Consider the following 26,377-nt stretch of genomic DNA (forward strand, 5'->3'; position numbering starts at 1 on the left):
CAGATGGGGAGGATCCACCTCGCCCGCCTGCCCCCTGCCCTGGGAGACGACCGACCGATGAGCAGTACCGCATCCACCCCCACCGAGCCGCGCCGCACCGCGCTCGACGCGCTGCACCGCTCGCTGGGCGCGACGATGACCGACTTCGCCGGCTGGGACATGCCGCTGCGCTACGGCTCCGAGCGCGACGAGCACGTGGCGGTGCGCACCCGGGCCGGTCTCTTCGACCTCTCCCACATGGGCGAGATCACCGTCACCGGACCTGACGCCGCCGCCCTGCTGAACTTCGCCCTGGTCGGCAACATCGGCTCGGTCGGCGTCGGCCGCGCCCGCTACACCATGATCTGCCAGGCCGACGGCGGCATCCTGGACGACCTGATCGTCTACCGGCTGGGCGAGACCGACTACATGGTCGTCGCCAACGCCTCCAACGCCCAGACCGTCCTCGACGCGCTGACCGAGCGCGCCGCCGGCTTCGACGCCGAGGTCCGCGACGACCGCGACGCCTATGCGCTGCTCGCCGTGCAGGGCCCGCAGTCCCCCGGCATCCTCGCCTCGCTCACCGACGCGGACCTGGCCGGGCTGAAGTACTACGCCGGGCTCCCCGGCACCGTCGCCGGCGTCCCGGCGCTGATCGCCCGCACCGGCTACACCGGCGAGGACGGCTTCGAGCTGTTCGTGAAGCCGGAGCACGCCGTGGAGCTGTGGCAGGCGCTGACCAAGGCCGGCGAGAGCGCCGGGCTCGTGCCGTGCGGCCTGTCCTGCCGGGACACGCTGCGCCTGGAGGCCGGCATGCCGCTGTACGGGCACGAGCTGACCACCTCCCTGACGCCCTTCGACGCCGGGCTCGGCCGGGTGGTGAAGTTCGAGAAGGACGATGACTTCGTCGGCCGTGCGGCGCTCACCGAGGCCGCCGCGAAGGCCGAGCAGACCCCGCCCCGCGTCCTGGTCGGCCTGGTGGCCGAGGGCCGGCGGGTCCCGCGCGCCGGGTTCTCCGTCGTCGCCGGCGGCGAGGTGGTGGGCGAGGTCACCTCCGGCGCGCCGTCGCCGACGCTCGGCAAGCCGATCGCCATGGCCTACGTCGACGCCGAGCACGCGGCTCCGGGCACGACCGGGGTGGGCGTGGACATCCGGGGCACCCACGAGCCGTACGAGGTCGTGGCGCTGCCCTTCTACAAGCGGCAGAAGTAACCGGCGTCCGTCGCCGTGACCCCGCACTCACCTGCGGTGACCGCCCTCCCCCCTTCCCCCAGCACACCCCCGCGTACAGGAGAATCCAGGACATGAGCACCCCCGCGCAGCTGCGCTACAGCAAGGAGCACGAGTGGCTGTCGGCCGCCGAGGACGGCGTCTCGACGGTCGGCATCACGGAGCACGCGGCCAACGCGCTCGGCGACGTGGTCTTCGTCCAGCTCCCCGAGGTCGGTGACACCGTCTCCGCCGGCGAGACCTGCGGCGAGCTGGAGTCGACCAAGTCGGTCTCCGACCTCTACTCCCCCGTCGGCGGCGAGGTCACGGCCGTCAACCAGGACGTCGTCGACGACCCGTCGCTGGTGAACTCCGCGCCCTTCGAGGGCGGCTGGCTGTTCAAGGTGCGCGTCGCGGAGGAGCCGGGCGACCTGCTCACCGCCGACGAGTACACCGCCTTCACCGCCGGCTGAGGAGTCGTAGCCACATGTCCGTCCTGAACACCCCCCTGCACGAGCTGGACCCGGACGTCGCCGCCGCCGTCGACGCGGAGCTGGTGCGCCAGCAGTCCACCCTGGAGATGATCGCCTCCGAGAACTTCGCGCCGGTCGCGGTGATGGAGGCCCAGGGCTCGGTCCTGACCAACAAGTACGCCGAGGGCTACCCGGGCCGCCGCTACTACGGCGGCTGCGAGCACGTCGACGTGGTCGAGCAGATCGCCATCGACCGGGTCAAGGAGCTGTTCGGCGCCGAGCACGCCAACGTGCAGCCGCACTCGGGCGCCCAGGCCAACGCGGCGGCGATGTTCGCGCTGCTGAAGCCGGGCGACACGATCATGGGCCTGAACCTGGCCCACGGCGGCCACCTGACCCACGGCATGAAGATCAACTTCTCCGGCAAGCTGTACGACGTCGTCGCCTACCACGTGGGCGACGACGGCCGGGTCGACATGGCCGAGGTGGAGCGCCTGGCCAAGGAGAGCCGGCCCAAGCTGATCGTGGCGGGCTGGTCGGCCTACCCGCGAAAGCTGGACTTCGCCGAGTTCCGCCGGATCGCGGACGAGGTCGGCGCGTACCTCATGGTCGACATGGCGCACTTCGCCGGCCTGGTCGCGGCGGGCCTGCACCCGAACCCGGTCGAGCACGCGCACGTGGTGACCACCACCACGCACAAGACGCTCGGCGGCCCGCGCGGCGGTGTGATCCTCTCCACGGCCGAACTGGCCAAAAAGATCAACTCCGCCGTCTTCCCCGGTCAGCAGGGTGGCCCGCTGGAGCACGTGGTCGCCGCGAAGGCCGTCGCCTTCAAGGTGGCCGCCTCCGAGGACTTCCGCGACCGCCAGCGTCGTACGCTGGAAGGCGCCCGCGTCCTGGCCGAGCGCCTGGTGCGGGACGACGCGAAGGCGGCGGGCGTCTCCGTCCTCAGCGGCGGCACGGACGTCCACCTGGTCCTGGTCGACCTGCGCGACTCGGAGCTGGACGGCCAGCAGGCCGAGGACCGGCTCCACGAGGTCGGCATCACGGTCAACCGCAACGCCGTGCCGAACGACCCGCGGCCGCCGATGGTGACCTCCGGGCTGCGCATCGGCACGCCGGCCCTGGCGACCCGCGGCTTCACCGCCGAGGACTTCGCCGAGGTCGCCGACGTGATCGCCGAGGCGCTGAAGCCGTCGTACGACGCCGAGGCACTGGCGGCCCGGGTGAAGGCCCTGGCCGCGAAGCACCCGCTCTACCCGGGCCTGGGCAAGTAACCAGACCGGTAACGGGCGGGGTGCCGCACCCGCCACAAGCGGACGCGGCACCCCGCCCCCACCCCCCTCTGCACCACCCCCGTATTGAGGAGTCCGTCCCGTGGCCATCTCGGTCTTCGACCTGTTCTCGATCGGCATCGGCCCCTCCAGCTCGCACACGGTCGGCCCGATGCGCGCGGCCCGCATGTTCGCGAGCCGCCTGCGCAACGAGGAGCTGCTCGGCTCCGTGGCCTCCGTCCACGCCGAGCTGTACGGCTCCCTCGGCGCCACCGGGCACGGCCACGGCACGCCCAAGGCGGTGCTGCTCGGCCTGGAGGGCGACTCGCCCCGCACGGTGGACGTGGAGTCGGCGGACGACCGGGTCGAGGCGATCCGCTCCGCCGGCCGCATCAACCTCCTCGGCGAGCACGAGATCGCCTTCTCCTACGACGACGACATGGTCCTGCACCGCCGCAAGGCGCTGCCGTACCACGCCAACGGCATGACCCTGTGGGCCCGCGACGCCGACGGCGCGGACCTCCTCTCCAAGACGTACTACTCGGTCGGCGGCGGCTTCGTCGTGGACGAGGACGCGGTGGGCGCGGACCGCATCGTGCTGGACGACACGGTGCTGAAGTACCCCTTCCGCACCGGCGACGGGCTGCTCCGCCTGACCCGCGAGACCGGCCTCTCCATCTCCGCCCTGATGCTGGAGAACGAACGCGCCTGGCGCACCGAGGACGAGATCCGCGCCGGTCTGCTGGAGATCTGGCAGGTCATGCGCGCCTGCGTCTCCCGCGGCATGTCCCAGGAGGGCATCCTGCCGGGCGGCCTCAAGGTCCGCCGCCGCGCCGCCAACACCGCGCGCAAGCTCCGCTCCGAGGGCGACCCGCTGGCCCTGGCCATGGAGTGGATCACCCTCTACGCGATGGCCGTGAACGAGGAGAACGCCGCCGGCGGCCGGGTCGTCACCGCCCCCACCAACGGCGCCGCCGGCATCATCCCGGCGGTCCTGCACTACTACGTCAACTTCGTGCCCGGCGCCGACGAGGAGGGCGTGGTCCGCTTCCTCCTCGCCGCGGGCGCCATCGGCATGCTCTTCAAGGAGAACGCCTCCATCTCCGGAGCCGAGGTCGGCTGCCAGGGCGAGGTCGGCTCCGCCTGCTCGATGGCGGCGGGCGCCCTCGCCGAGGTTCTGGGCGGCTCGCCCGAGCAGGTCGAGAACGCGGCGGAGATCGGCATGGAACACAACCTCGGCCTCACCTGCGACCCGGTCGGCGGCCTCGTCCAGATCCCCTGCATCGAACGCAACGGCATGGCCGCGGTGAAGGCCGTCACGGCGGCCCGCATGGCCATGCGCGGCGACGGCTCGCACAAGGTGTCCCTGGACAAGGTCATCAAGACGATGAAGGACACCGGCGCGGACATGTCGGTCAAGTACAAGGAGACGGCCCGGGGCGGGCTGGCGGTGAACATCATCGAGTGCTGAACGGGTGCCGGCCACCACGTCCGCTCCCGTCACGGACGCGAAGCCCGCGACAGCGCATCGACCGTCACCCCCACGATGGCCCTGAGCTGCGCCGGGCCGGCCCCGGCCCTGCTCATGACGGCGAGCGACTGGTTCACAGCCGCCGCGTGCAGAGCGAAGGCCTCGGCGCCCTGGTCGGTCAGCCGGCCGGCCTTCAGCGCGGCGCGCAGGCGCGAGTGCTGCCGGCCGAGCGCCTGCTTCGCGTGCGCCGCGACGCTCGGACTCAGCACGGGTACCGCCATGGCCGACTGGGCGATCAGGCATCCGTCGGGTAGTTCGGGATCGGCGATGCGCTCGAGGGTGACGTCGAAGAACGCCCGAACCGCGGCAACGGGTTCCGAGGCCGCGCACGACAGGGCGGCGTCGTACTTCTCGCCGTAGCGCGCGGCGTAGAGATCCAGGCAGCGCAGGAAGAGCGTGTCCTTGTCGCCGAGCGAGGAGTAGATGGAGCTGCGGTTCAGGCCGGTTGCCCGGGACAGATCGTCCACAGAGGTGTCGGCGTAGCCGTCGCGCCAGAACTGGATCATCGCGGCGTCGAGCGCCGCGTCCATGTCGAACTGCTTCTTGCCTGCCACGTGGCATTCCCTTGCCGATGCGTCGATGGTCCGGACCGTGCTGCGCACCCATCCTATCTTGAACCAATCAGTTCAAGATGTGTTAGCCTCCGAGCGTGGCCATGACCCCGTACCGCCCGGAAAGCAACCCCGTCCGCGACCTGCCCCTGCGGCACGTGGCCGACTTCACCCACCGCTGGGTCGACGCGGACGGTGTCCGCCTGCACGCGGTCGAAGGCGGACGGTCGAGCGGCCCGGCCCTCGTCCTGCTCGCCGGGTTCCCGCAGACCTGGTGGGCGTGGCGGAAGGTGATGCCCGGCCTCGCCCGCCGGTTCCGCGTCATCGCGGTCGACCTGCCGGGGCAGGGCCATTCCGAGCGTCCGGAGAGCGGCTACGACACGCACGCGGTCGCCGCGCGCGTCCACACCGCGGTGAAGGCTCTCGGGGTGCCGACCTACTCCCTGGTCGCCCACGACATCGGCGCCTGGGTCGCCTTCTCCCTCGCCCTCGACTTCGAGAGGCACCTGCGCGGGGTCGCTCTGCTCGATGCCGGGATCCCCGGCATCACTCTCCCGGAGGCGGTTCCCACCGACCCGGATCAGGCGTGGAAGACCTGGCATTTCGCGTTCCACACCGTGCCCGACCTGCCCGAGACGCTGCTCGCCGGCCGCGAACGCGAGTATGTCGGCTGGTTCCTGAAGGCGAAGGCCCTGGCTGCCGACACGTTCGACGAGGCCGAGATCGACCACTACGCGGCGGCCGTCGCCGTCGACGGCGGCCTGCGCGCCTTCCTCGCGTACTACCGAGACGCCGCGGAGTCGGCGCGCATGAACCGCGAGGCGCTCGAGGGGCGGCAGCTGACCGTGCCGGTCCTCGGTATCTCCAGCAGTCACGGCTCCGTTCCGGACATGGCCGCCTCCCTCAGCCCCTGGGCCCACGACACCACCGGACTCGTCGTGCCCGACGCCGGACACTTCATCCCCGACGAGCAGCCCGAGGCCATCGTTGCCGCGGTGACGGGCTTCCTCGCCGGCGACGCCTGAGACCACGGGGCCCGGCCGCGTGACCAGGTGTACCGGCGTGGCAGAGGGGCCGCGATCACTCGTTCGGCACACTTTCGCCCACTCAGGGGTGGTTCGCGGGGGCGCCCCGGTGCTCAACGTGGGGGAAGGCGTTGGGTCGATCATGGAACCCCGGGAGTTGTGGACACGGCATGCGGTGCTGGCGGAAGCGTTCTGCGGAATGGACGAGCGCGTTCGGATGTCCCGGACGGTGCTCGACGACGCCCAGGCGGAGCGCTCTCTGACGCTTGCCGCCTTCGCCGTGACGGTCGGTGACGACGACGCGGTGGCGCAGATGATGGGGCTGACCGAGCGCGAGGTCCGGGCCGCCCGGCGCGCGGTGGGCAAGGACTCCGCGCGGGCCCGGGCGGAGGTGCTGCTCGCCGAGGCGTGCGAGGCCGCGGAGGTGTCGGCCGGGCCGGACGGGACAGAGGGCGGCGCGGCCGGTCAGGTTCAGGTGCCCGTCGAGGAGGCTGCCCCCGTGCCGCAGCCGGCGCCGGGGCCGGTCCTCGGGCAGGAGCCGCAGCCGCAGTGGTCGCCGGCGATGGACGCGGTGCTGGTGGGCGCGTGGCAGACGCAGGTCGATCCCGCGGTCGTGGCCGCCGAACTCGGCCTGGATCTCCAGGTGCTGGCCGCTCGCGCGCACCAGTTGTCGCTCGAAGGGCGGCTGCGCCCACCGGCCGTCGGCGGCGCCCAGCCGGGCCGTCACCGCCGCGGTGCCGAGACGGCGGCCCCTTCGGTACAGAGCAGCCCCGTGGCGGGGCCGGCGTCGGCGGAACCGGGGCACGTCTGGCATCACTGGCAGTGGCAGCGGCCCGCCGAACCGGTCTGGGGCGACAGCACGACGACGGTGGCGGCGCACGACTGGGACGGCATCCTGAACCAGTGGCAGGCGGCGCAACAGGTCTGGTAGCCGCCCGGGCGGGCGGTTCGCCTCACTCCGGCCCGCCCCCGCCGTCGGCCGGGCTCGTGAAGCGGACCTCGATGCGGCGGCGGCCGGTGCGGATCGTCAGGCCCCGGGGGAGGCGGGCGCCGGGGCCGGCGTCCGTCAGCCACAGGTTGACGGCCGCGCCGAGGAGCAGGGGGTCGAGGGCCGGCTGCGGGGTGCCCCAGTGGCGGGTCGTGCGGGCTTCGAGCAGCGTGCCGTGCAGCCGGAGGACGGCGGACACCTCGTCGATCCGGGCGACCAGGACGGCGGCGCCGGGGCTTCGCGCGGCCTCGCCGAGGCACCACTCGGGCGGGGGCGGTTCGGCGACGGGGACCGTGCGGGCGACGACGTCGGCGCTCTGCTGCCACACCGTGTGGGCCGTCTCGACGGCGACGGCGTAGAAGCCGCGCTCGCCGCCCTGGTGGCCCGGCACCAGCGGCCAGCGCCGTACGTCGACCGTGCCGTCGGCCAGGACGGTGCCGGCCACCTCGTAGGCGGTCGGTGGCCGCCTGCGTACCGGCTCCGGGTCGGGGACCGGGCTCGGGTCGGGCGGTTCCTCGGGCGGGCGTACGCCCTTGTGTTCCAGGAAGGCGTACAGACGGCGTCGGGTGAGCTCCCCCGACTTGTCGATGTCGGCGAGCTGACTGTCGACGATGGGCCGCAGCAGGCCGGGGTCGTGGTCCTGTTCGGCGCGCAGCAGTTGGGCGTGCAGGTCGCCGGCGGGGTCGAGCCGCGGGGCGGTCCGGCCGAACGCCGCCGCGGGTGAGGAGGGGTCCAGCTCCTCCAGTCCGGCCGTGGCCAGGAGCGTCATCCGGTCCGCGGCGGCCGAGTAGAACGTGGTGCTGCCGTGGTCGCCGATCACCCAGTCGCCGGCCACTACGGCGGCCCGCCAGCCCTCCTGGGGCGGGATCACCAGTAGCCCCGCGTCCATCGCCCGTCCCAGGCGTTCCAGGACGGCGAGCGGCGTGTGCCGGGCCCACACATTGGGGTGGAAGACGGTGGCCACCGCGAACTCGTCCGAGGGGAGGGAGGTGACGAGGTCCAGGGGGAGGCGCGGGTGCCGGCCGAGCAGCGAGTGCTCGCTCCACGTGGAGTGGACCACCACGAGGCGACGGCCGTCGGCGATGCCGAGCTGGGCGCGGTACCGGTCGCGCAGCTGCCGGCTCGCCATGATGCGCTGGAAGCACCAGTCGCCGAGCACCTCGGCCCGGGGGACGGCCTCGGGGCACGCCTGGAACAGCCGGGTGAGCTGGTCGTGGTGGGACAGGCCGATGGCGGCGGGCACCACCTTGCCGCGGTGGACCAGTTCCCTGCGGGAGAGCCCGGCGGGCGAGGTCAGGTCCCCGGTCGACTCGGTGACCAGGCGGTTGTAGCCGGCGCCGTGCGGCAGCACCATCAGCGGGGCGCGCAGCCGGCGCATCGACGGGTGCACGGCGCAGGCGACGGCCAGGTCGAAGCGGCGCCGGGTCGCCTCCTTCCACGTCAGCACGGTCACGCCCACGGAGTCCAGGTACTCGGGCAGCCCGTCGGCGAAGGCCGAACCGGGGTTGACAGTGCAGTACTTGTCGATGCCGTCCTCGGGGCGCAGCAGGCCGAGCACGTCGAGCACGCGGGTGGCGGAGGTGAGCGTGCGGGCGACGCCCAGGACCGTCGCCTCGGCGGGCGCCCAGGTGTTCCAACGTGGCCGGGTGCGCGAGGGGCGGCGGCGACGCGGCAGGGGCACAGTCTCTCCGGAGCGTCAGGGATGGGGATACGGAGCAGGACAGGGTACGCAGGCCCGGTCGTCGGCCGCCTCAGTCGTCCTGGGGCCGCACCCCGGCGTCCCGGCGCAGTTGCCGCAGCTTCGCGTCGCACGCCGCGCGCAGCCGGGCGTCCCGGGTGCTCGCGGAGAGCTCGGACAACACGGCCAGCGCCTGGTCGAGCTTGGCGTGCAGCCTCATGGCGGCCGCCTGCTCCGCCGCGCGTATCGCCGTCTCCGTCGCTGCCTCCGGCCGGCCGAGGCCCTGCAGCGCCCGGGCCTGCACGACGCCGATGCGCGGGAGCATCGTGTCGTCACCGGTGTCGGTCGCCGTCACCCGGGCCGCCTCCAGCACGTCGTACGCCTCCTGCCGGCGCTCGGCGGCGAGCAGGGCCTGGCCGACGTTGTACGTCTGCACCACGACGCCGTGCCGGTCGCCGGTGGCGGAGTTGGCCTCCAGGGCCCGGGTGAACAGCTCGTGGGCGTCTTCGTGCCGTTCCCCGGCCAGGGCGACCAGGCCCTGCGTCTCCCAGATCATGCCGCTCAGCCGGGCGTCGTCGACCGTGCCGAGCAGTTCCTCGGCGGCGGCCAGCTCCCGCCGGGCCTCGTCGTGGGCGCCGGTCTCGTAGTACGCGCGGGCCCGCTGGTTGCGCATCCGGACCTCGACGTCCGGGCGCCCGGTCCACTGCGCCGCCTCGATGCCCAGGGCGTGGGCCTCGATGGAGTCCGCGTGGTGCTTGCGGCTGTGGTACAGCGCCCACAGCGACTCGCACATCCGCCACACGAGGTCGTACCAGCGCTCGTCGGCGGCGGCCCGCAGCACGGCCAGCAGGTTGCCGCGCTCGGCGTCGAGCCACTCCAGCGCCTCGGCACGGTCGGTGAACGGCGTCTCCTGCGCGCAGAGGTCCGCCAGGGACCGCGCGGGTGGCGCCTGGAGGCGGAAGCGGCCCGGGCCGAGGACGAACACGTCGGCGTGGGCGGCGACGGCCGCATAGAACTCGGCCCCGGCGCGCAGGCCGGCGGCGCGCTCCGCGTCCGGGAGTGCCCGCGCCGTCTCGCGGGCGTGCGCCAGGACCACGTCGTGCAGCCGGAGGCGACGCGGCCGGTCGGCGGAGGCGGCGATGACGGCCAGGTGCGCGGTGAGCAGGTCGCCCGCCGCGTCGTCCCAGTCCGGCACTCCCGCCGCCGCCGCGAGGGCGCCGGTCACCGTGGTCCCGGGCAGCACGCCGAACAGCCGGTACAGCTTGCGCGTGGGGTCCGGAAGGCTCGCGTAGGCCAGGTCCAGGGCGGCGTTCACGGACAGGGTCCCGTCCTCCATGTGCGGTAAGCCGCGGGCGCCGAGCCTGCGCACCGCGTCGGCCAGGTTCAGGTGCGGGCACCGGGCGAGCCACTCGCCGACCGCCCGCAGCGACAGGGGCAGGCCGCCGCAGAGCCGGACCAGCGCCTCGGCGGCGCCGTCCGCCTCCGCGACCCGCCAGCTGCGGACGAACTCGACCCCGGCCCGTTCCCCGAGCGGGTCGAGGGTGATGTGCACCGCGCCGTCCATCCGGAGGGCGGGCAGGCTGGTGCGGCTGGTGACCACGAGCAGTCCGGCGGCCGGGACGAGCGGCCGGACCTCGGCCGCCTGGCGGACGTTGTCCGCGACGACGAGGGTGTCGTGCCCGGCGGTGACGCTCCGGAAGAGCGCGGTGCGCTCCCCCAGCCCTGCCGGGATGAACTCCGGGTGCACCCCCAGGGAGCGCAGGAAGCCGGCGACGACACCGCCGACGTCGACCGCGCCGTGCCGTCGGATCTCCGCCAGGTCCGCGTAGAGGTGGCCACCCGGGTAGGAGTGCCGGAGCGCCCTGGCGACCCACTGGGCCACCAGCTGCGTCTTGCCCACTCCCCCGAGGCCGGAGACCACGACGATGCCCGGGGTGCGGTCCGCCCGCCGCTCGGTCTCGGTGGCTTGCAGGCGGGCGAGTTCGCTCTCCCGGTTGACGAACAGCGCGCTGGGCGAGGGGACCTGCCGGGGCGTCGCGGACGGCGGGGCCGCGGGCAGCGTCAACGACTCCACCCGGCCGGCCATGACGAGTGGGCCGGTGATGACCGCGTTCCCGGCGACGGAGTTGTGCGTCACGGCCGCTGTCCCGTCTCTGCGCTCGCCCACCCGGCCGCCCCTCGTCAGACCCTGCCACCAGGACCCCAACTTACTACTCCGGCCAACTCCGCCGATATCACCTCACGGTGGCCGGTCGGCGGCCACCGGCCTACGGTGGACGACCGGGGGACCGACCGGCACACCGATGTGCGTCCGACAGACAAGGGAGCGCTGTGGAAGCGGAGTTGGCGACACTCGTGGCAAGCGGGGCGACGACGGCGGTCGGCCTCATGGTCACCGACGCGTGGGGGCAGGCGAAGCAGCGTTTCGTGGCGCTGTTCTCACGCGGCGGCGACCCGGCCGCCGCGGACGGGGAACTGGACCGGGCGCGGGAGGCCCTCCTCGCGGCGGCCGGGACCGACGACGAGGAGGCCCTGGTCGCCGACATCACGGCGATGGTACGGCTCCGGCTGCGCGGCCTGCTCCGACAGGACCCCGGCGCGGCCGACGAACTCCGCGACCTCGTTTCGAGGTTCGCCCCGGGCGCCGGAGACTCGGTGCACAACAGCATCAGCGGCGGCACGGTGCACGGGCCGGTGTTCCAGGGACACACCTTCTCGGATCTGACCTTCCACCGCTCGGACGGCCCCGCCGCCGACCGGACCGACTGAGTCCGGGACGTCAGCCGAGGACCCGGACCGGGGTGCCAGTCGGCGTACGCGCTCGCCACGTTCTGGAAGTCGTCGAGCACGGCGCAGCGGAATCGCATGTCGGTCTCTCCTGGAGCCTCTCGCTTCCGAGGCGCGGACGCGCGCCCGGTCCGGGGCCGCCCGGCAGCACGGTCTTCTCAGGCTGCTCCCCGGGTGCCGGAGGCCGGTGGGCCGGGCTAGCGTGTCGTGCATGACCGTTCTGATCGTCGGCGGGAGCGGCTTCCTGGGGACCGAGCTGGTCCGGCAGGTGACGGCGGCCGGGCATCGGGTGGCGGCGACATACGCGACCGCACCCGGCGCCGGGCCGGCCGCCGAGTGGCACGCGCTCGACCTGCGGGACCCGGGCCGCCTGGACGTGGTCCTGGCCGAGGCGGACCCCGAGGTCGTGATCAACGTGACCGGTGGCAAGGACGACTGGGTCACGACGGCCGAGGGGCCGGTACGGATCGCACTGGCCGCGGCCCGCCGGGCGCGCCTGGTCCATGTGTCCAGCGACGCGGTGTTCTCCGGGGCCGGCGTCACCTACGACGAGACCAGCCTCCCCGACCCGGTCACGCCCTACGGCGCCGCGAAGGCCGCCGCGGAGACCGGTGTCCGGCTCGTGCTGCCGGAAGCCGTCGTCGCGCGCACGTCGCTGATCGTCGGCCACGGCCGCTCGGTCCACGAGCGGCTGGTGCACGAACTCGCCGCCGGCACCCGCCGCGGCACCCTGTTCACCGACGACGTCCGGTGTCCCGTGCACGTCTCCGACCTGGCCGCGGCCCTGCTGGAGCTGGCGTTCGGTGACGCGGCGGGCGTCCGCCATCTCGCCGGGGCGGACGCCGTGAGCCGGCACCGGCTCGGGATGCTGGTCGCCGCCCGCGACGGCCTGGACGCCGCCCGGCTGCCGGCTGGCCTGCGCGCCGGCAGCCCCTTCCCCGGGGCCCTCGACGTGCGCCTCGACAGCCGGGCCAGCAGCGGGGGCTGCGCACCAGGCTGCGCGGTGCGCGGGAGTTCCTGTCGGGTCGGGGTCAGCCGCGGAGCCGGTAGCCGAGGAGGCGGGAGCGGGTGGCGGCGGGGCTGAGGCCGAGGGCCTTGCTGATCGCGTCGGTGGGCAGTTCGTCGGCCTCGGCGGCGTGGGCGGCGTCGCGGGCGATGCCGTGGGTGAGGCGCTCGAGTTCGCCCACCGCGCGCAGGGCCGCGACGGGCGCCTGGTCGGCGAGGAGGGTGAGCTGGGTGGCCAGGCGGCTCATCGTCTCGGCGAGTTCGTCGGGGAGCGGTACGGTCTGGCGGTCGACGGCGTCGATGTGGTCGGCCCACTCGTTGTACGGGGGAACCAGGTCCAGGTCGTCCAGGCCGTCCTCGCCGATCGCCGCCCAGTCGACGGCATGGCTCGCGCCGCGCCAGCCGCACGCGCACGCCGCCCGGTAGCCGGCGGCCCGCGGCCGGCCCCACCGGCCCGTGTACGCCCACCACTCCCTCGTCGAGCAGCCGTTCGTGCCGCTGCCGACGTCGATGTACACCTGCTCCGGCTCGGCGCCGTCGGGCAGGACGGCGCCGACCCACCCCTCGTGGGACTCGCCGTACTCGTCCGTCTGCCAGGCCATGGCCGCCTCCCTGTCGCAAAGGGGTTGTCCCCTCAGGGTGACGCAACCGGGGGCGAACCGGGTAGGGGCACCTTCACCGGGCGCCGGCGACACACCCCTCCGTGGTGGCACGCGCCAGCTCGGCGCCGTCCTTCGGCTCGGGCCTCACGTGGGCCGTGCACCAGCGGTAGACGTCGTCCGCCATGCCGGACCCGGGCCCCTCGCCCCGCTCGGTCAGCTCCGCGGCCCGGGCGCGGGCCTGCCGGTACCTGTCGTGGGCGGCGGTTCCCGGCCGGTAGGAGGGGGTCGCGACTCGGCCGGGGTCGGGCCGGTCCGAGCCGCCGTGGACGGCGACGAGCCAGCCGGCCAGCAGCACGCCGGGCAGCCCCACGGCGAGGGCGGCGAACCACCAGCCCGCCCTGGGCGACTGCCTCCGGCCCACGCCGTACGACAGCAGCGCGAGGGCGAGCAGGACGACGATCACCAGGACGGTGATGATTCCCGCGCCGGATCCCATCGTTCGCTCGCCCTCCCTGCCGTTCTCCCTGCATTTTGCCCCCTCCGGTGGACAAAAGGGGTGCCGTGGCGGCTGGGGGTCTCGTTCACGGGGAGAAATCCGCCCAGACTTCACCGTCCCGTTCCCCACGCACCGCCCCGTACGGGGAACGCGCGTCGCATGGAACACGTGACGTTTCTCGTCGTGGCGGTCGTCGTCGCGGCGCTCGCCTTCGACTTCACCAACGGCTTCCACGACACGGCCAACGCCATGGCCACCTCGATCGCGACCGGCGCGCTGCGGCCGAGGACCGCCGTCCTGGTCAGCGGAGCCCTGAACCTGGCCGGCGCCTTCCTCTCCACCGAGGTGGCGAAGACGATCTCCGACGGGATCGTCGACGACTCGCTGGTCACGCCGGGCATGGTGCTCGCCGGCCTCGTCGGCGCCATCCTCTGGAACCTCGCCACCTGGCTGCTCGGCCTGCCGTCGAGTTCCTCGCACGCCCTGTTCGGCGGGCTGATCGGCGCCGTGTGGGTCGGGGCGGGGGTGGAGGGCGTGCACTTCTCCAAGGTGCTGGAGAAGATCCTGATACCGGCGCTGGCCTCGCCGCTGATCGCCGGCCTCGCGGCGCTGTGCGCCACCTACCTGGCCTATCGCATCGCCGGGCGGGCGCGGGGCGACGCGGGGGCCGAGCGGGTCGGCCGCGGCTTCCGCGCCGGGCAGATCGCCTCCGCCTCGCTGGTGTCCCTCGCCCACGGCACCAACGACGCCCAGAAGACGATGGGCGTCATCACCCTGACCCTGGTCGCGTCCGGCGCCCTGCCGCACGGCAGCGGCCCGCCGGTGTGGGTGATCGGCTCGGCGGGGCTGGCGATCGCGCTCGGCACCTATCTGGGCGGCTGGCGCATCATCCGCACCATGGGCCGGGGGCTGACCGACATCAAGCCGCCGCAGGGCTTCGCCGCCGAGACCGCGGCGACCTCGGTGATCCTGGCCTCCGCCCACCTCGGCTTCGCGCTCTCCACCACCCACGTCTGCTCCGGCGGGGTCGTCGGCGCGGGCCTCGGGCGGCGCACGGCGGAGATCCGCTGGGGCACCGCGGGCCGGATGCTGCTCGCCTGGTGCGTGACGCTGCCCGCCGCGGCGGCGGTCGGCGGGTTGGCCGCGCTGGCGGTGGTGCGGGGCGGGACGCCGGGCACGGTCCTGGTCCTCCTCGCCGCCGCGGCCGTCACGGCGGCCCTCGTCCTGCTGGCCCGCCGCAACGCCGTCCACTCCGGCAACGTCAACGACGAGCACCGCGTCAGCGTCCGCCCGGCGCCCGCCGAGCCGGCCGCCGCCTGAACCCACCCGAACTCCCCTAGGAGGCAGCACCGATGGACCTGGACTGGACCGCCCTCGGCTCCGTCGCCCTGGTGGGCGTGGGCGCGACCGTCGCCCTGGTCGTCGTCTTCACCCTCGGCGTCACCCTCCTCGCCGGCCCCGCCCGGGACCCCGAGGAGCACCACACCGCCACCCGCACCGCAGCCGTCCTGTGCTTCACGGCCTGCGTCGTGGCGGCCCTGTACGGGCTGTACCTCGTCGTCCCGCAGTTCCACGGAGGTTGACGACCCCCCGGCCGGTGGCTAGCTTGCGTCGCGATCCGGCAGTTGGTCCGAACCAGGAGCCGAGGAGCCCGCATGCGTACCAGGACGTCGAGTCGCGCGGCGGTGCTCGCGCTCGCGCTGACAACGTTATCCGCCGCCTTCTCCCCGCACGCCGCGACGGCCGCCCCGCAGGCGGCCCGGGCGGCGATCTGCAACAAGTACTGCGACGCCCGCGACCCCGCGCTGTCCCCGCAGGACCGGGAGCCCGTGCGGGCGACGCTGCAGAACCGGTCCGTCGTGCTGCACTTCGACGACGCCGACGCCATGGGCTGGGCGTCCGTCGACGGCGGCGGCGCCGGCGACCAGGTGTGGCTGGACCGGTCGATGGACGGCGGGCTGACCTGGGCGGCCGGCAGCAAGCTGGGCGCCACCACCGTGCCGGCCGGCAGCGGCGGCTGGCGTACGCAGCTGTACAACGTGGACGACTGGAACACCCAGGGCGTCGGCGCGCTCCGCGCCTGCGGGCAGGTCGGCGGCGCCATCGCCTGCACGCCCTGGGCGCGGACCACCTGGAACGCCGGCGAGCGGCGCACCGCGGCGGCGACCGCGCTGATGATGTCGTACGACCGCACCACCAAGCTGTTCGGCGGCAACGGCTGGTGGACGGCGGCGAACGCGTTGACGGCGGTCATCGACAACATCCGGCTGACCGGGATGGGCAGTTACCGCTACGCCGTCGCCGACACCTACGACAAGAACCTGCGCGCCCAGGGCGGGAACTTCACCAACGAGTACCTGGACGACACCGGTTGGTGGGGCCTCGCCTGGATCGCCGCCTACGACCTGACCGGCGACGCCCGCTACCTGGACACCGCCAAGGCCGACGCCGAGCACATGTGGGCCAACTGGAACGCCACCTGCGGGGGCGGGGTGCGCTGGAACAGCAACGGCAACTACAAGAACGCCATCACCAACGAGCTGTTCCTGTGGCTGTCCGCCGCCCTGCACAACCGGATCTCCGGGGACACCACCTGGCTGAGCCGCGCGCAGAGCGAGTGGACCTGGTTCCGCGGCAGCGGCATGATCAACGGCGACCGGATGATCAACGACGGTCTGACCGACGCCTGCGCCAACAACGGCCAGCCCACCTGGACGTACAACCAGGGCGTCGTCCTCGGCGGCCTCACCGAACTGCACCGCGCCACCGGCGACGCGAGCCTGCTCACCACCGCCCGCGGCCTCGCCGACGCCAGCACCGTGCACCTCGAAACGGGCGGCGTACTGCGCGAACCCGGCGAGGGCGACGGCTGCACCGGGGACGGCCCCAGCTTCAAGGGCGCCTACGTGCGCGGCCTGGGCCGGCTGAACGCGCAGCTCACCGACCACCCGTACACCGCCCGACTGCGAAGCTGGGCCGACTCGGCCCACGCCAGGGACCGCAACCCCCTCGACCAGTACGGCCCGCACTGGGCCGGCGGCCCCGGCACGAGCGCGTACGGCTGCCAGCAGAGCGCCTTGGACCTGCTGAACGCGGCGAGCTGACCCCGCTCCCCTACGCCGGCGGCGGCACCTCGCCCGAGCCTCGGGGGATGAGCCGTACCGGGATGGTCTCCCGGCGGGCCGCGGTGCGGGTGCCGTCCAGGCGGGCCAGGGCGAGGCGGGCCGCGGTGCCGCCGATGGCGGCGGGGTCCTGGGCGACGACGGTGAGGCCCGGCTGGAGGACGTCGGCGAGCATCGGGTCGTCGAAGCCGACCAGCGCCACGTCCCGGCGGCCGCTCTGGGCGAGGGCCTTGACCACGCCCACGGTGGCGAAGTTGTTGCCGGTGAGCACCGCGGTCGGCGGCTCGTCCAGCGCGAGCAGGCGCCGCATGGCGTCGGCCGCCGCCTCCGGGTCGTGGCCCTCGGCCAGCAGTTCGGGGCGGTAGGGCAGGCCGGCCTCCTCCAGGGCGTCGCGGTAGCCGCGGAAGCGCTCCCGGCGGGTGAACAGGATGGCCGGGCCGTCGCCGAGGAAGGCGATCCGCCGGTGGCCGCGCGCGATGAGGTGGGCGGTGCCCAGGGCGCCGCCGGTGCGGTTGGCGCTGACCACGCAGTCCGTCGTCAGACCGGCGGCGGGGCGGTCGACGAAGACCAGCGGCAGGCCGCCGGCGCGTTCGCGGCGCAGGAAGCGGTGGTCTCCGCCGACCGCCGGCACCACCATGAGCACGCTGACCCGGCGGGCCAGGAAGGTCGCGATCAGCGAGCGCTCCCGCTCCACCGACTCCTCCGAGGACCCCATGATCAGGGTGAGCCCCCGCTCCCGGGTGACCTCCTCGATCCCGCCGGCCACCGCGCCGAAGAACGGGTTGCCGATCTCCGGCACCACCAGGCCGATGGTGGAGTCCCGGGAGCCGATGCGCATCGTGCGCGCCATGAGGTCCGGGTGGAAGCCCAGCTCGCGCGTGACGGCGAGCACCCGGTCCCGGGTCTGCTCGGACACCGGCCCCTCGCCGTTGAGCACGCGCGACACGGTCTTGGCGCTCACCCCCACCCGTTCGGCGACGTCGGACAGGGTGAGCCGCCGGTTGGAGGGGGACATGCCGTCAGCCTTCTCTTCCCAGGTGTCAGGTCGACCGCACACCGGCGGCGTCCGCGGCGCGAGAGTCGGCTACGACAGTACCCCCGTCGGCCTCGGACACCTCCAACGCCCCGGTCATGATCGCCACCACCTCGGCCATGGTGTGGTCGGCCGGGCACAGTTGGGCCACCCGGCGGCCCAGGCGCTGCACGTGGATGCGGTCGGCGATCTCGAAGACCTGCGGCATGTTGTGGCTGATCAGCACCGTCGGCAGGCCCCGCTCGCGCACCTTGCGGATCAGGTCGAGCACCTGCCCGGACTCCTTCACGCCGAGCGCGGCGGTCGGCTCGTCCATCACCACCACGTGCCGCGACCAGGCCACCGCACGGGCCACCGCCACCCCCTGGCGCTGGCCGCCGGAGAGGGACTCCACGGGCTGGGTCAGCGAGCGAAGGCCGATCTTCAGGTCGGCCATGTGCGCGGCGGACTCGGCCCGCATCCGCTTGGTGTCCAGCATCCGGAAGACGCTGCCGAGCAGGCCCGGGCGGCGCACCTCCCGACCGAGGAACATGTTGGCGGCGATGTCCATCGAGGCGGCCACCGCGAGGTCCTGGTAGACCGTCTCGATGCCGCGCCGCCGGGCGTCCAGCGGGTCGCGGAAGCGGACCTGCTCGCCGTCCAGCTCGATGGTGCCCTCGTCCGGTTGCAGGGCCCCGGTGAGCGCCTTGATCAGGCTGGACTTGCCGGCGCCGTTGTCGCCGACGACCGCGAGGACCTCGCCGGGCAGGAGGTCGAAGTCCGAGCCGTCCAGGGCGGTGACGTGGCCGTACCGCTTGACCAGGCCGCGGGCGCGCAGCACGGGGGTGGGCTGCTCCGCGGCCTCCTTCCGCACGGTCGTCGCTGCGCTGTCGTCGCTCATCGGGCCGCCTTCCTGCGGGAGATCTGGTCCACGGACACCGCGAGGATCACCAGGACGCCGGTGATCAGGGTCTGGTAGATCGAGCCGACGCCCATCAGCTGGAGCCCGTTGCGGAACACCCCGACGATCAGGGCGCCGATCAGGGTGCCGACGACCAGGCCCCGGCCGCCGAAGAGGCTGGTGCCGCCGAGCACGACCGCGGTGATGGAGTTGAGGTTGTCGTCGGTGCCGGCCTTGGGGTCGCCGACGCCGGTGCGGGAGACCAGGAGCAGCGCGGCGATGCCGTAGACGAGACCGGCCAGGGTGAAGATGCCGAGCCGCAGCCGGTCCACCCGGATGCCGGTCAGCCGGGCCACCTCCGGGCTGTTGCCGAGGGCGTAGGTGTGCCGGCCCCAGGCGGTGCAGCCGAGGAGGTAGGCGAAGACGGCGAACAGGGCCAGGGTGAGCACCGAGCCGTAGGTGACGTCGGTGTGGCCGAGCGGGAACGTCTCGCCCAGCGCGGTGAGTTCACCGGGCAGCGCGGTGATCGTCTGGTCGTCGGAGAGGATGTGGGTCAGCGCGAAGGCGACGTTGAGCATGCCGAGCGTGACGATGAACGGCGGCAGCCGGACGAAGGTGACGAGGGCGCCGTTGGCGAGGCCGAGCAGCGCGCACACCGCGAGCCCGGCCAGGATCGCGAGCAGCGGCGGCAGGCCGCTGTCGGTGGCGAGCTTGGCCATCACGATGCTGCCGAAGGCCATGATCATGCCGCAGGACAGGTCGATGCCGGCGATGAGGATGACGAGGGTCTGCCCGAGGGCGAGGGTGCCGACCACCATCACCTGCTGCATGACCAGGGAGAGGTTGCCGCCGGAGAGGAACTGCTCGCTCTGGGTGGCGAAGAAGACGCCGGCCAGCAGCAGGGCGGCCAGCGGTCCGGCGACGGAGTGGGTGACGATCGACCGCCAGCCGAAGGGGGTCGAGGAGGCGGGGGGTGCCGTGGGCGGCGGCGCCGAGGACGCCGGCCTGGCGGTGGTGCTCACGTCGGGGGGCTCCTTGCTGTCGGAGGCGGTCGGGGGCGGTCGGGGGCGGTCGGGGGCGGTCGGGGGCGATCCGAGGGGGCGATCGGATGCGGTGAGAGGCGATCCGGTGGTTCGGGAGGGCCGTGCCGGGGCCGTCAGCCCCAGCAGTTGTCCAGCCCGTACGCCGTGTCCTTGGCACTCACCCCGCCGGCCGGCCGGTCGGTGACGAGGTTGACGCCGGTGTCGGTGTAGCCGGAGACCTTCTTGTCCTGCTTCACGTGCGCGACCACGGCCTCCACGCCCTTGCTCGCCATGAGCAGCGGGTACTGCTGCGAAGTGGCGGCCAGCTGACCGGCCTTGACGGCCTTGACGCCCGCGCAGCCGCCGTCGACGGAGACCACCATGACGTCGCCCGCGCGGCCCTTGGCCTTCAGCGCGGTGTAGGCGCCCATGCCGGCCGGCTCGTTGATGCTGTAGACGATGTCGATGCCGGGCTCCTTCTGGAGGCAGTTCTCCATCGCCGTCTGGCCCTTGGCCTGGTCGCCGCCGGTGTCCTGGGCGCAGACGACCTGCGGGTCGTTCTCCTTGATGCCGTAGCCCTTGAGGAAGCCGTCGCGGCGGAGTTGGCCCACCGAGACGCCGGGGGCGAGGTTGAGCAGCGCGATCTTGGCCGGCTTGTCCCCGTGCCTGGCCTTGGCGTACTGGCCGATCAGCTCGCCGGCCTTGAGGTTGTCGGTGGCGAAGAGGGCGTCGGAGGCGTCCTGCGGCTCGGTGGGGGTGTCCAGGGCGATGACCACCACGCCCTTGTCCCGGGCCCGCTGGATCGCGGGCACGATCGCCTTGGAGTCGTTCGGGGTGATCAGGATGCCGTCCACCCCGGCGGCGACCATGTTCTCCAGGGCCGTGACCTGTCCTTCGTTGTCACCGTCGAACTTGCCCGCCGCGCTGGACAGTTCGACGCCGTTCTTCTTCGCGGCGCGCTCGGCGCCCTCCTTCATCTTGACGAAGAAGGGGTTGGTGTCGGTCTTGGTGATGAGGCCGACCTTGACGGATCCGTCGCCGCCGGACGAGCCCTTCGCCCCCTCGCCGCAGGAGGTGAGCAGCAGGACACCGGCCGCGCAGGCGGCCACCAGGGTGACGGGGACGGGGCGCGCGGTGCGCCTTGCCTGAGACATGAAGGGGGCTCCTCGCAGAGGGGATCGGGCACGAAACGGGCGCCTTGCCGGGCGGGAATGTCAACGTTGACATCCCGACGGGCAACGATGATGGGGGCGTGTGAGCGGACACGTCAATGCCCGGAGCTGGTAACACTTCGGCAACGCGGGTGCCGAGTGGCTGCGGGGCGCCAACTGGCGGGTGCCCGGGTGCGGTTGATTCTGCGCAAGACATTGACGCCATCCGGGCAGGGGCCCATCATCTCTCCCCGTCGAGATGTCAGCGTTGTCATGTGACAACGCTGACATTCCCGCCGACATGCCGAGCCGCATCCGCGCACAGAGAGTGGGTCCCCCATGCGCGCAAGAGCCGGGGCGCTGGTCGTCGCCCTCGTCGCGACCCTGATGGCGCTCCTGCCGTCGGGCACCGCGTCCGCCGGGACACCGGCCGAGTATCCGGAGTTCCCCTATCCCCCGACCTCCTACAGCGAGCCCTACCGCGGCCAGTTCCACTTCAGCTCGCGCTCGGGCTGGATGAACGACCCCAACGGTCTGGTGTACGCCAACGGCGAGTACCACTTCTTCTACCAGCACAACCCGCACGGCCTGGAGTGGGACACCATGCACTGGGGCCACGCCACCAGCCCCGACCTGGTGCACTGGACCCAGAAGCCGATCGCCCTGGAGCCGGACGTCAACCCCGGCACGCTGTTCTCGGGCGGCGGCGTGGTCGACAAGGACAACACCTCGGGGCTGAAGACCGGCGGGTACGACCCGATCGTGGTGTTCTCCAACACCGACGGCGTCAGCGTCCACTACAGCAACGACAACGGGAAGACCTTCCAGTCCTACGACCACGGCCGCAAGGTCATCACCATTCCCGAGCAGAGCCGCGACCCCAAGGTCTTCTGGGACACCGCCCGCAAGCGCTGGACCCTGGTGGTGTGGTCGGACAAGAGCGGCAACGGGGTCCACTTCTACACCTCGCCCAACCTGCGCGAGTGGACCTACGCCAGCCGCTACCAGGCGTCCTGGCTCTTCGAGTGCCCCGACATGTTCCCGCTCCAACTGGACGGCAGGCAGCGCTGGGTGCTGACCAGCGCCTCCGACCAGTACGTGGTCGGCGACTTCGACGGCACCACCTTCCGCACCGACATGGCCCAGCCGCAGAAGATGGACTTCGGGTCGGGCAGCGACTTCTACGCCGCCCAGACGTTCACCGGCGACCCCGGGGGCCGGATCGTGCAGATGGCGTGGCAGGCCGGCAACCGCGGCAGCGTCTGGACCGGCAACGCCTCCTTCCCGGCCGAGCTGAAGCTGGTGGGCACGCCCGACGGGCCGCGCGTCACCCGCACCCCGGTGCCCGGTCTCGACTCCCTGGCGGCCGGTGGCCGCACCGTGCGGGACAAGGTCGTCGGCGGCGGGGCGGCCGACCCCTTCGCGAGCGTCAAGGCGGACGCCTACCGGCTGACGGCCACCTTCGACGTCGGCCGGGCCACCGCCACCCGCTTCGGCTTCGGCCTGCACACCGGCCCGGACGGCCGGGCGGACCACACCCTCGTCTACGACCGGGCCGCGCAGACCCTGGACGGACAGCCGCTGAAGCCGCGGGACGGGAAGATCTCCCTCACCGCCCTCGTCGACCGGGGCCAGCTGGAGGTCTTCGCCGACGGCGGGCGGTACTCGTACACCCGCAACGTCAACTTCGACTCCTCCGCCGACAGCCTCGGCCTGACCACCTTCGCCGAGGGCGGCACGGTCCCCCTCACCCAGGCCCGGCTGACCACGCTGGCCACCAGCTGGGGCCGGGGCGAGTCCACGCTGCTGAGCAACCTCCAGGGACCCTGGCGGGCCCCGCGCGGCGCCTGGACCGACGTGACCGGCGGCAAGCGCGGCACCTCCGGCGGCGACGGCTTCTACCTCAGCGCCCAAAGCGGTGCCGACGCCGTCTACCAGGGCGACGTCACCCTGGAGACCGCGCGGGCCGCCGGCCTCACCTTCCGCGCCGACGCCACCGGGGCCGGCTACACCGCGACCCTGGACACCAGCGGCGTACTCAAACTCTGGCGCCCGGGACGGGAGATCGCCGTCCGGAACGTGCCGCTGGCGGCCGGGGAGACCCACCACCTGAAGGTGCGCACCGAGGGCACCCGCATCCGGGTCTGGCTGGACCACGGCGCCGACCCGCTGATCGACGCCACCGACGACGCCTACCGCGAGGGGCTGTTCGGCGCGAACGTCTTCGGCGGCACCGCCACCGTGCAGAACCTGTACCTCGGCGACGAGGAGTTCGCCGGCTTCCCCGCGGGCCGCTGGACCCCACGCGGCGGCAGCTGGACCAGCGCCCCGGAGGGGCTGCACGGGCGTTCCGCCGGGGACGGCTTCTACCTCGGCGACCGCGCCGGCACGGACTTCGCCTACGAGGGCGACCTCCAGGTCGTCAACGGCACTGCCGGCGGCCTCACCTTCCGCGCCACAGCCTCCGGAGCCGGCTACACCGCGACCCTGGACACCTCCGGCGTGCTCAAACTGTGGCGCCCGGGACGGGACATCGCGGTGTACCGGACGCCCGTCGTGGAGGGCCGCACATACCACCTGAGGGTGCGCGCCGACGGCTCCCGCCTGCGGGTGTGGCTGGGCGACGGCGCCGACCCGGTGATCGACGCGACGGACACCACGTACGCCTCCGGGGTGTTCGGCGTCAACGCCTACGACGCGTCCGTGCTCGCCCGGAACCTGCGGATCGGCTGACGCGGCGTACGGCGCCCGCAGCGCGGGCATAACAGGAGTCACCCTCGGGGCACCCGGCCCCACGGCACCACCGCAGGGAGTCTCCATGCTGCGTGGCATCGACGTCAGTTCGTACCAGTCCTCGTCCTACGCCACGGACGGCCTCTCCTTCGTCTTCGTCAAGGCGACGGAGGGGCGTTCGTACGTCAACCCCAGGCTCGCCGCCCAGACGAAGCGCGCCCGCGACGCCAAACTCGTCGTCGGCTTCTACCACTTCCTCTGGCCGGGCAACCTCACCGCCCAGGCGGAGTACTTCGTCTCCAAGGCCCCCGAGCGGGCCGGGGACATCCTCGCCGTCGACTGGGAGACGACCGGCGAGGGCACCCGGGCGAGCAACGCGGAGAAGGACTCCTTCATCCGCAAGGTGAAGGCGCTGCGCCCGCACAACCGGGTGCTGCTGTACTGCAACCGCGACTTCTGGCTGAACGTGGACACCACGTCCTACGCCGGTGACGGCCTCTGGATCGCCGACTACGTGACCGCCGGCAAGCCCCGCATCCAGGCGTCCTGGCGCTTCCACCAGTACACCGACGACCCGCTGGACAAGGACGTGGCGAACTTCGCGAGCACCGCCGCGCTGCGCGACTGGGCGACCCCCTGAGGCTCAGCCCCGGAAACCCGCCGGGCGGTCCGGGGACGCCTTGGCCAGGGCCTCGGTGACCTCGGCCGCGGAGGCGCGCAGGCCGTAGACCGGGGTGTCGGGCTGCTGGCGCCAGGAGTCGTCGAGGCCGCCCGTGTCAACGGTGTCGAAGCCCAGTTCGTCGATGAGGGCGCGGACCCGGGCCTTGGCCGCCGCGTCGTCGCCGGCCACCGGGAGCGCCATGCGGTCGGGGGCGCCGGCCGGGCGGGGGCGGTCGAGGATGTCCTGGGCGTAGGTGCCGTTGAACGCCTTGATCACCGGGTGGCCCAGACGGCCCTCGGTCCAGCGGCTCTCGGTCAGGCCCTCGTCCTCGATGCCGGCGATCCGGCCGTCGCGCTGGGGGTAGTAGTTGCCGGTGTCGATGACCGCGACGCCCTCGGCCGCGCCGTCGAACAGGCCGGCGGGGAGATCGGGGACCGCCTTGAGCGGGACGGTGACCACGACGACCTCGGCGCCGCGCGCCGCGTCCTCGGCGCGCACCGGCGTCGCGCCGGTCTCGTCGGCCAGCGCGGCGAGGGTCTCGGGGCCGCGGGAGTTGGCGACCGAGACGTCGTGCCCGAGGGCGGTCAGCCGCCGGGTGAGGTTGCCGCCGATGTTGCCCGCACCGATGATGCCGATCTTCATGACGTGCCCTCCGTGATCCGGGACGCACGCGGGAGCGTGCGCGTCCACGGAGGGCGTCAACCGGGCCCGCCCCGGGATTGTTCCGCCCCGGCGCCGGGGCGGCCCGGTCACTTGTCGATGTGCGCCCAGAACTCGTCGAACGACAGCAGCTTGTCGCCGTTCAGGTCGCGGCTGGCGATGATCGCCTCGGCCACCGTCTCGGTGACGTTCCAGTCGCCGCCCTGGGCCAGCGCGGACTTGAACTCGGCGGCGGTGATGAAGCCGTCACCGTCCGTGTCGATCCGCTCGAACTGCTTGCGTGCTTCCTCGATGTCCGCCACCGGTCCGCCCCTCGCTCTCGTGCTCCGGCGCTGCTGTCTGCCCGCCGCTGTCGCAGGTCAGGTTAACCGCCCGCGCCGGCCCGCGGTGCGGCGACCGCCGATGGGGGAGAGTGGGGGTACGGGAACCGAGGGAACCGGGGGGCGTCGGTGGCAACGACACTGCGGGACATCCTGGAGGCCGCGGGGTGCGACCCGCTGGCTGCGGCGATGAACGCCCGGTTCCTCGCCGCGCTGCTGGCGCGCACGGGGCGGCGCACCGACACGATCGACGTGCTGCTGACCGCGGCCCCGCTGCCGGGCGGGCCGGATCCGGCGCTGCGGGAGGTCGCCGACCCGGGCCATCCGCGCGTGGTGCGGGCCGGCGGGCGGCGCGACGAGGTGCGGGTGTGGCGGGCCGAGGGCGGGCTGCTGGTGCTGGGGCGCGGGGTCGGCGGGCGGCTCGAGGTCGCCGTGGAGGTGGCGGCCGAGGCGGGGGGCCGGGGGCTCGGACGGCGGCTGGTGCACGCGGCGCGGCGGCTGTCCGGGGGCGAGCCGGTGTGGGCGCAGGTGGCGGCGGACAACGCGCGCAGCCTGCGGGCGTTCCAGGCGGCCGGTTACGTGCCGGTCGGGTCGGAGGCGCTGCTGCACACGTAGGGCGTCAGCGGTCGGCGGTGCGCAGCTCGAACCAGGTCGTCTTGCCGCGCGGCAGCAGGTCGACGCCCCACCGGTCGGAGAGCTTGTCGACGAGGAAGAGGCCCCGGCCGCTGAGGTCGGTGGGCCGGACCGGCAGCAGGCAGGGCAGGCCCCGGGAGGGATCGCGGACCTCGACCCGGATCCAGCCGGGGCGGCGGCGCAGGTGGAGGCCGACGATCCGGGCCCCGGTGTGGCGGACGGCGTTGCCGACCAGTTCGGAGACGAGCAGGACGGTGTCCTCGGTGGCCTTGGACCCCAGGTCCCAGTGGCGCAGGGCCACGACCTGGGCCAGGCGGCGGGCGATGGCCGCGGACTCGGGGCAGGAGGGTAACTCGACCTCCTGCTCCGCCGGGTTGCCGAACAGCTCCATCGCCTTGAGCCCGTACGCGTCCTCGACCGCCGGCGACCAGCGCGCCGCGGCGGCCGCGCGGCCGGCTCCCCGCGGCTGCTCCGAACCCTCCAGCCCCGCCATGCTCCCATCATGGCCGCCCGGCACCGGCTTGGTGGGCGTTCCGCCGGAATACGCCGGTGCCTGGCCGAAGG

General features: G+C 73.4%; 24 protein-coding genes and 2 pseudogenes. 14 read left to right on the plus strand and 12 right to left on the minus strand.

What is annotated here, in order from left to right:
• The first annotated feature begins 57 nt into the window (after positions 1-57).
• From gcvT to ACGFZL_RS19840, 4 genes are all read left to right on the plus strand, one after another.
• Positions 58-1,191 carry a glycine cleavage system aminomethyltransferase GcvT gene (gene gcvT, locus ACGFZL_RS19825; protein ID WP_393693262.1) on the plus strand — a complete coding sequence of 378 codons (1,134 nt, stop codon included), beginning with the start codon at positions 58-60 and terminating at the stop codon, positions 1,189-1,191.
• A 92-nt stretch (positions 1,192-1,283) separates the two neighbouring features.
• Entirely contained in the window at positions 1,284-1,661 is a 378-nt protein-coding gene (gcvH, locus tag ACGFZL_RS19830; RefSeq protein ID WP_393693264.1) for a glycine cleavage system protein GcvH, read from the plus strand.
• Positions 1,662-1,675: 14 nt separating this feature from the next.
• Complete coding sequence (glyA, locus tag ACGFZL_RS19835) at positions 1,676-2,938, plus strand: serine hydroxymethyltransferase (RefSeq protein WP_393693266.1); 1,263 nt, start codon at positions 1,676-1,678, stop codon at positions 2,936-2,938.
• Between the two features lie 100 nt (positions 2,939-3,038).
• A complete protein-coding gene (locus tag ACGFZL_RS19840) occupies positions 3,039-4,406 on the plus strand; it encodes an L-serine ammonia-lyase (protein ID WP_393693268.1) in 1,368 nt (455 codons plus the stop codon).
• 29 nt (positions 4,407-4,435) lie between these two features.
• Here the strand turns inward: ACGFZL_RS19840 and ACGFZL_RS19845 are convergent, their stop codons facing one another.
• Positions 4,436-5,020, minus strand: a complete 585-nt coding sequence (locus ACGFZL_RS19845) for a TetR/AcrR family transcriptional regulator (protein WP_393693270.1) — start codon at positions 5,018-5,020, stop codon at positions 4,436-4,438.
• Between the two features lie 101 nt (positions 5,021-5,121).
• Between ACGFZL_RS19845 and ACGFZL_RS19850 the strand changes: the two genes are divergently transcribed.
• Complete coding sequence (locus ACGFZL_RS19850; RefSeq protein ID WP_393693356.1) at positions 5,122-6,042, plus strand: alpha/beta fold hydrolase; 921 nt, start codon at positions 5,122-5,124, stop codon at positions 6,040-6,042.
• A 199-nt stretch (positions 6,043-6,241) separates the two neighbouring features.
• Positions 6,242-6,973: a hypothetical protein gene (locus tag ACGFZL_RS19855; protein WP_393693272.1), complete on the plus strand. Its 732-nt coding sequence runs from the start codon at positions 6,242-6,244 to the stop codon at positions 6,971-6,973.
• A gap of 22 nt (positions 6,974-6,995) precedes the next feature.
• Here the strand turns inward: ACGFZL_RS19855 and ACGFZL_RS19860 are convergent, their stop codons facing one another.
• Both ACGFZL_RS19860 and ACGFZL_RS19865 read right to left on the minus strand, forming a co-directional pair.
• Entirely contained in the window at positions 6,996-8,711 is a 1,716-nt protein-coding gene (locus ACGFZL_RS19860; protein ID WP_393693274.1) for a hypothetical protein, read from the minus strand.
• Positions 8,712-8,781: 70 nt separating this feature from the next.
• Complete coding sequence (locus ACGFZL_RS19865) at positions 8,782-10,845, minus strand: hypothetical protein (protein WP_393693276.1); 2,064 nt, start codon at positions 10,843-10,845, stop codon at positions 8,782-8,784.
• 218 nt (positions 10,846-11,063) lie between these two features.
• Here ACGFZL_RS19865 and ACGFZL_RS19870 point away from each other — a divergent pair, with 218 nt between their 5' ends.
• Positions 11,064-11,477, plus strand: a complete 414-nt coding sequence (locus tag ACGFZL_RS19870) for a hypothetical protein (protein WP_393693278.1) — start codon at positions 11,064-11,066, stop codon at positions 11,475-11,477.
• Positions 11,478-11,706: 229 nt separating this feature from the next.
• A pseudogene (locus tag ACGFZL_RS19875) lies at positions 11,707-12,545 on the plus strand (sugar nucleotide-binding protein).
• On the opposite strand, the gene ACGFZL_RS19880 reads toward ACGFZL_RS19875, so the two are convergent.
• Together ACGFZL_RS19880 and ACGFZL_RS19885 are read right to left on the minus strand one after the other, a co-directional pair.
• Entirely contained in the window at positions 12,527-13,102 is a 576-nt protein-coding gene (locus tag ACGFZL_RS19880) for a hypothetical protein (protein WP_355176004.1), read from the minus strand. The pseudogene ACGFZL_RS19875 and the gene ACGFZL_RS19880 sit on opposite strands and share 19 nt — an antisense overlap.
• A gap of 73 nt (positions 13,103-13,175) precedes the next feature.
• Complete coding sequence (locus tag ACGFZL_RS19885) at positions 13,176-13,598, minus strand: hypothetical protein (protein WP_355176005.1); 423 nt, start codon at positions 13,596-13,598, stop codon at positions 13,176-13,178.
• 159 nt (positions 13,599-13,757) lie between these two features.
• Here ACGFZL_RS19885 and ACGFZL_RS19890 point away from each other — a divergent pair, with 159 nt between their 5' ends.
• The 3 genes from ACGFZL_RS19890 (at position 13,758) to ACGFZL_RS19900 (ending at position 16,702) form a co-directional block, all read left to right on the plus strand.
• Complete coding sequence (locus ACGFZL_RS19890; RefSeq protein ID WP_393693281.1) at positions 13,758-14,918, plus strand: anion permease; 1,161 nt, start codon at positions 13,758-13,760, stop codon at positions 14,916-14,918.
• A gap of 32 nt (positions 14,919-14,950) precedes the next feature.
• Positions 14,951-15,181, plus strand: coding sequence for a hypothetical protein (locus tag ACGFZL_RS19895; protein ID WP_393693283.1), 231 nt, complete (start codon positions 14,951-14,953; stop codon positions 15,179-15,181).
• A 72-nt stretch (positions 15,182-15,253) separates the two neighbouring features.
• On the plus strand, positions 15,254-16,702 hold the full coding sequence (locus ACGFZL_RS19900) for a glycoside hydrolase family 76 protein (RefSeq protein ID WP_393693285.1): 1,449 nt from the start codon (positions 15,254-15,256) through the stop codon (positions 16,700-16,702).
• A 10-nt stretch (positions 16,703-16,712) separates the two neighbouring features.
• On the opposite strand, the gene ACGFZL_RS19905 is transcribed toward ACGFZL_RS19900, so the two are convergent.
• The 4 genes from ACGFZL_RS19905 to ACGFZL_RS19920 form a co-directional block, all read right to left on the minus strand.
• Positions 16,713-17,735 carry a LacI family DNA-binding transcriptional regulator gene (locus tag ACGFZL_RS19905; RefSeq protein WP_355176011.1) on the minus strand — a complete coding sequence of 341 codons (1,023 nt, stop codon included), beginning with the start codon at positions 17,733-17,735 and terminating at the stop codon, positions 16,713-16,715.
• Positions 17,736-17,760: 25 nt separating this feature from the next.
• Positions 17,761-18,633 carry an ATP-binding cassette domain-containing protein gene (locus ACGFZL_RS19910; protein ID WP_393693287.1) on the minus strand — a complete coding sequence of 291 codons (873 nt, stop codon included), beginning with the start codon at positions 18,631-18,633 and terminating at the stop codon, positions 17,761-17,763.
• The gene (locus ACGFZL_RS19915) at positions 18,630-19,571 is read right to left on the minus strand and encodes an ABC transporter permease (protein ID WP_393693358.1); all 942 of its coding nucleotides are present in this window, start codon (positions 19,569-19,571) and stop codon (positions 18,630-18,632) included. The genes ACGFZL_RS19910 and ACGFZL_RS19915 overlap by 4 nt, the downstream gene beginning before the upstream one ends.
• A gap of 218 nt (positions 19,572-19,789) precedes the next feature.
• Positions 19,790-20,809, minus strand: coding sequence for a sugar ABC transporter substrate-binding protein (locus ACGFZL_RS19920; RefSeq protein ID WP_393693289.1), 1,020 nt, complete (start codon positions 20,807-20,809; stop codon positions 19,790-19,792).
• 336 nt (positions 20,810-21,145) lie between these two features.
• On the opposite strand from ACGFZL_RS19920, the gene ACGFZL_RS19925 reads away from it, so the two are divergent.
• Entirely contained in the window at positions 21,146-23,539 is a 2,394-nt protein-coding gene (locus tag ACGFZL_RS19925; RefSeq protein WP_393693291.1) for a glycoside hydrolase family 32 protein, read from the plus strand.
• A gap of 85 nt (positions 23,540-23,624) precedes the next feature.
• A complete protein-coding gene (locus tag ACGFZL_RS19930) occupies positions 23,625-24,179 on the plus strand; it encodes a glycoside hydrolase family 25 protein (RefSeq protein ID WP_355176015.1) in 555 nt (184 codons plus the stop codon).
• A gap of 3 nt (positions 24,180-24,182) precedes the next feature.
• On the opposite strand, the gene ACGFZL_RS19935 is transcribed toward ACGFZL_RS19930, so the two are convergent.
• Complete coding sequence (locus ACGFZL_RS19935; protein WP_393693293.1) at positions 24,183-24,842, minus strand: NADPH-dependent F420 reductase; 660 nt, start codon at positions 24,840-24,842, stop codon at positions 24,183-24,185.
• 107 nt (positions 24,843-24,949) lie between these two features.
• Positions 24,950-25,162, minus strand: coding sequence for an EF-hand domain-containing protein (locus tag ACGFZL_RS19940; protein ID WP_355176017.1), 213 nt, complete (start codon positions 25,160-25,162; stop codon positions 24,950-24,952).
• 180 nt (positions 25,163-25,342) lie between these two features.
• Here ACGFZL_RS19940 and ACGFZL_RS19945 point away from each other — a divergent pair.
• Positions 25,343-25,795: pseudogene (locus ACGFZL_RS19945) on the plus strand (GNAT family N-acetyltransferase); the annotation flags it as partial.
• Positions 25,796-25,799: 4 nt separating this feature from the next.
• On the opposite strand, the gene ACGFZL_RS19950 reads toward ACGFZL_RS19945, so the two are convergent.
• Complete coding sequence (locus ACGFZL_RS19950) at positions 25,800-26,306, minus strand: ATP-binding protein (RefSeq protein WP_355176019.1); 507 nt, start codon at positions 26,304-26,306, stop codon at positions 25,800-25,802.
• Between the last annotated feature and the right edge of the window lie 71 nt (positions 26,307-26,377).

This window comes from Streptomyces sp. NPDC048182 (assembly GCF_043202555.1).
GTDB lineage: Bacteria > Actinomycetota > Actinomycetes > Streptomycetales > Streptomycetaceae > Streptomyces.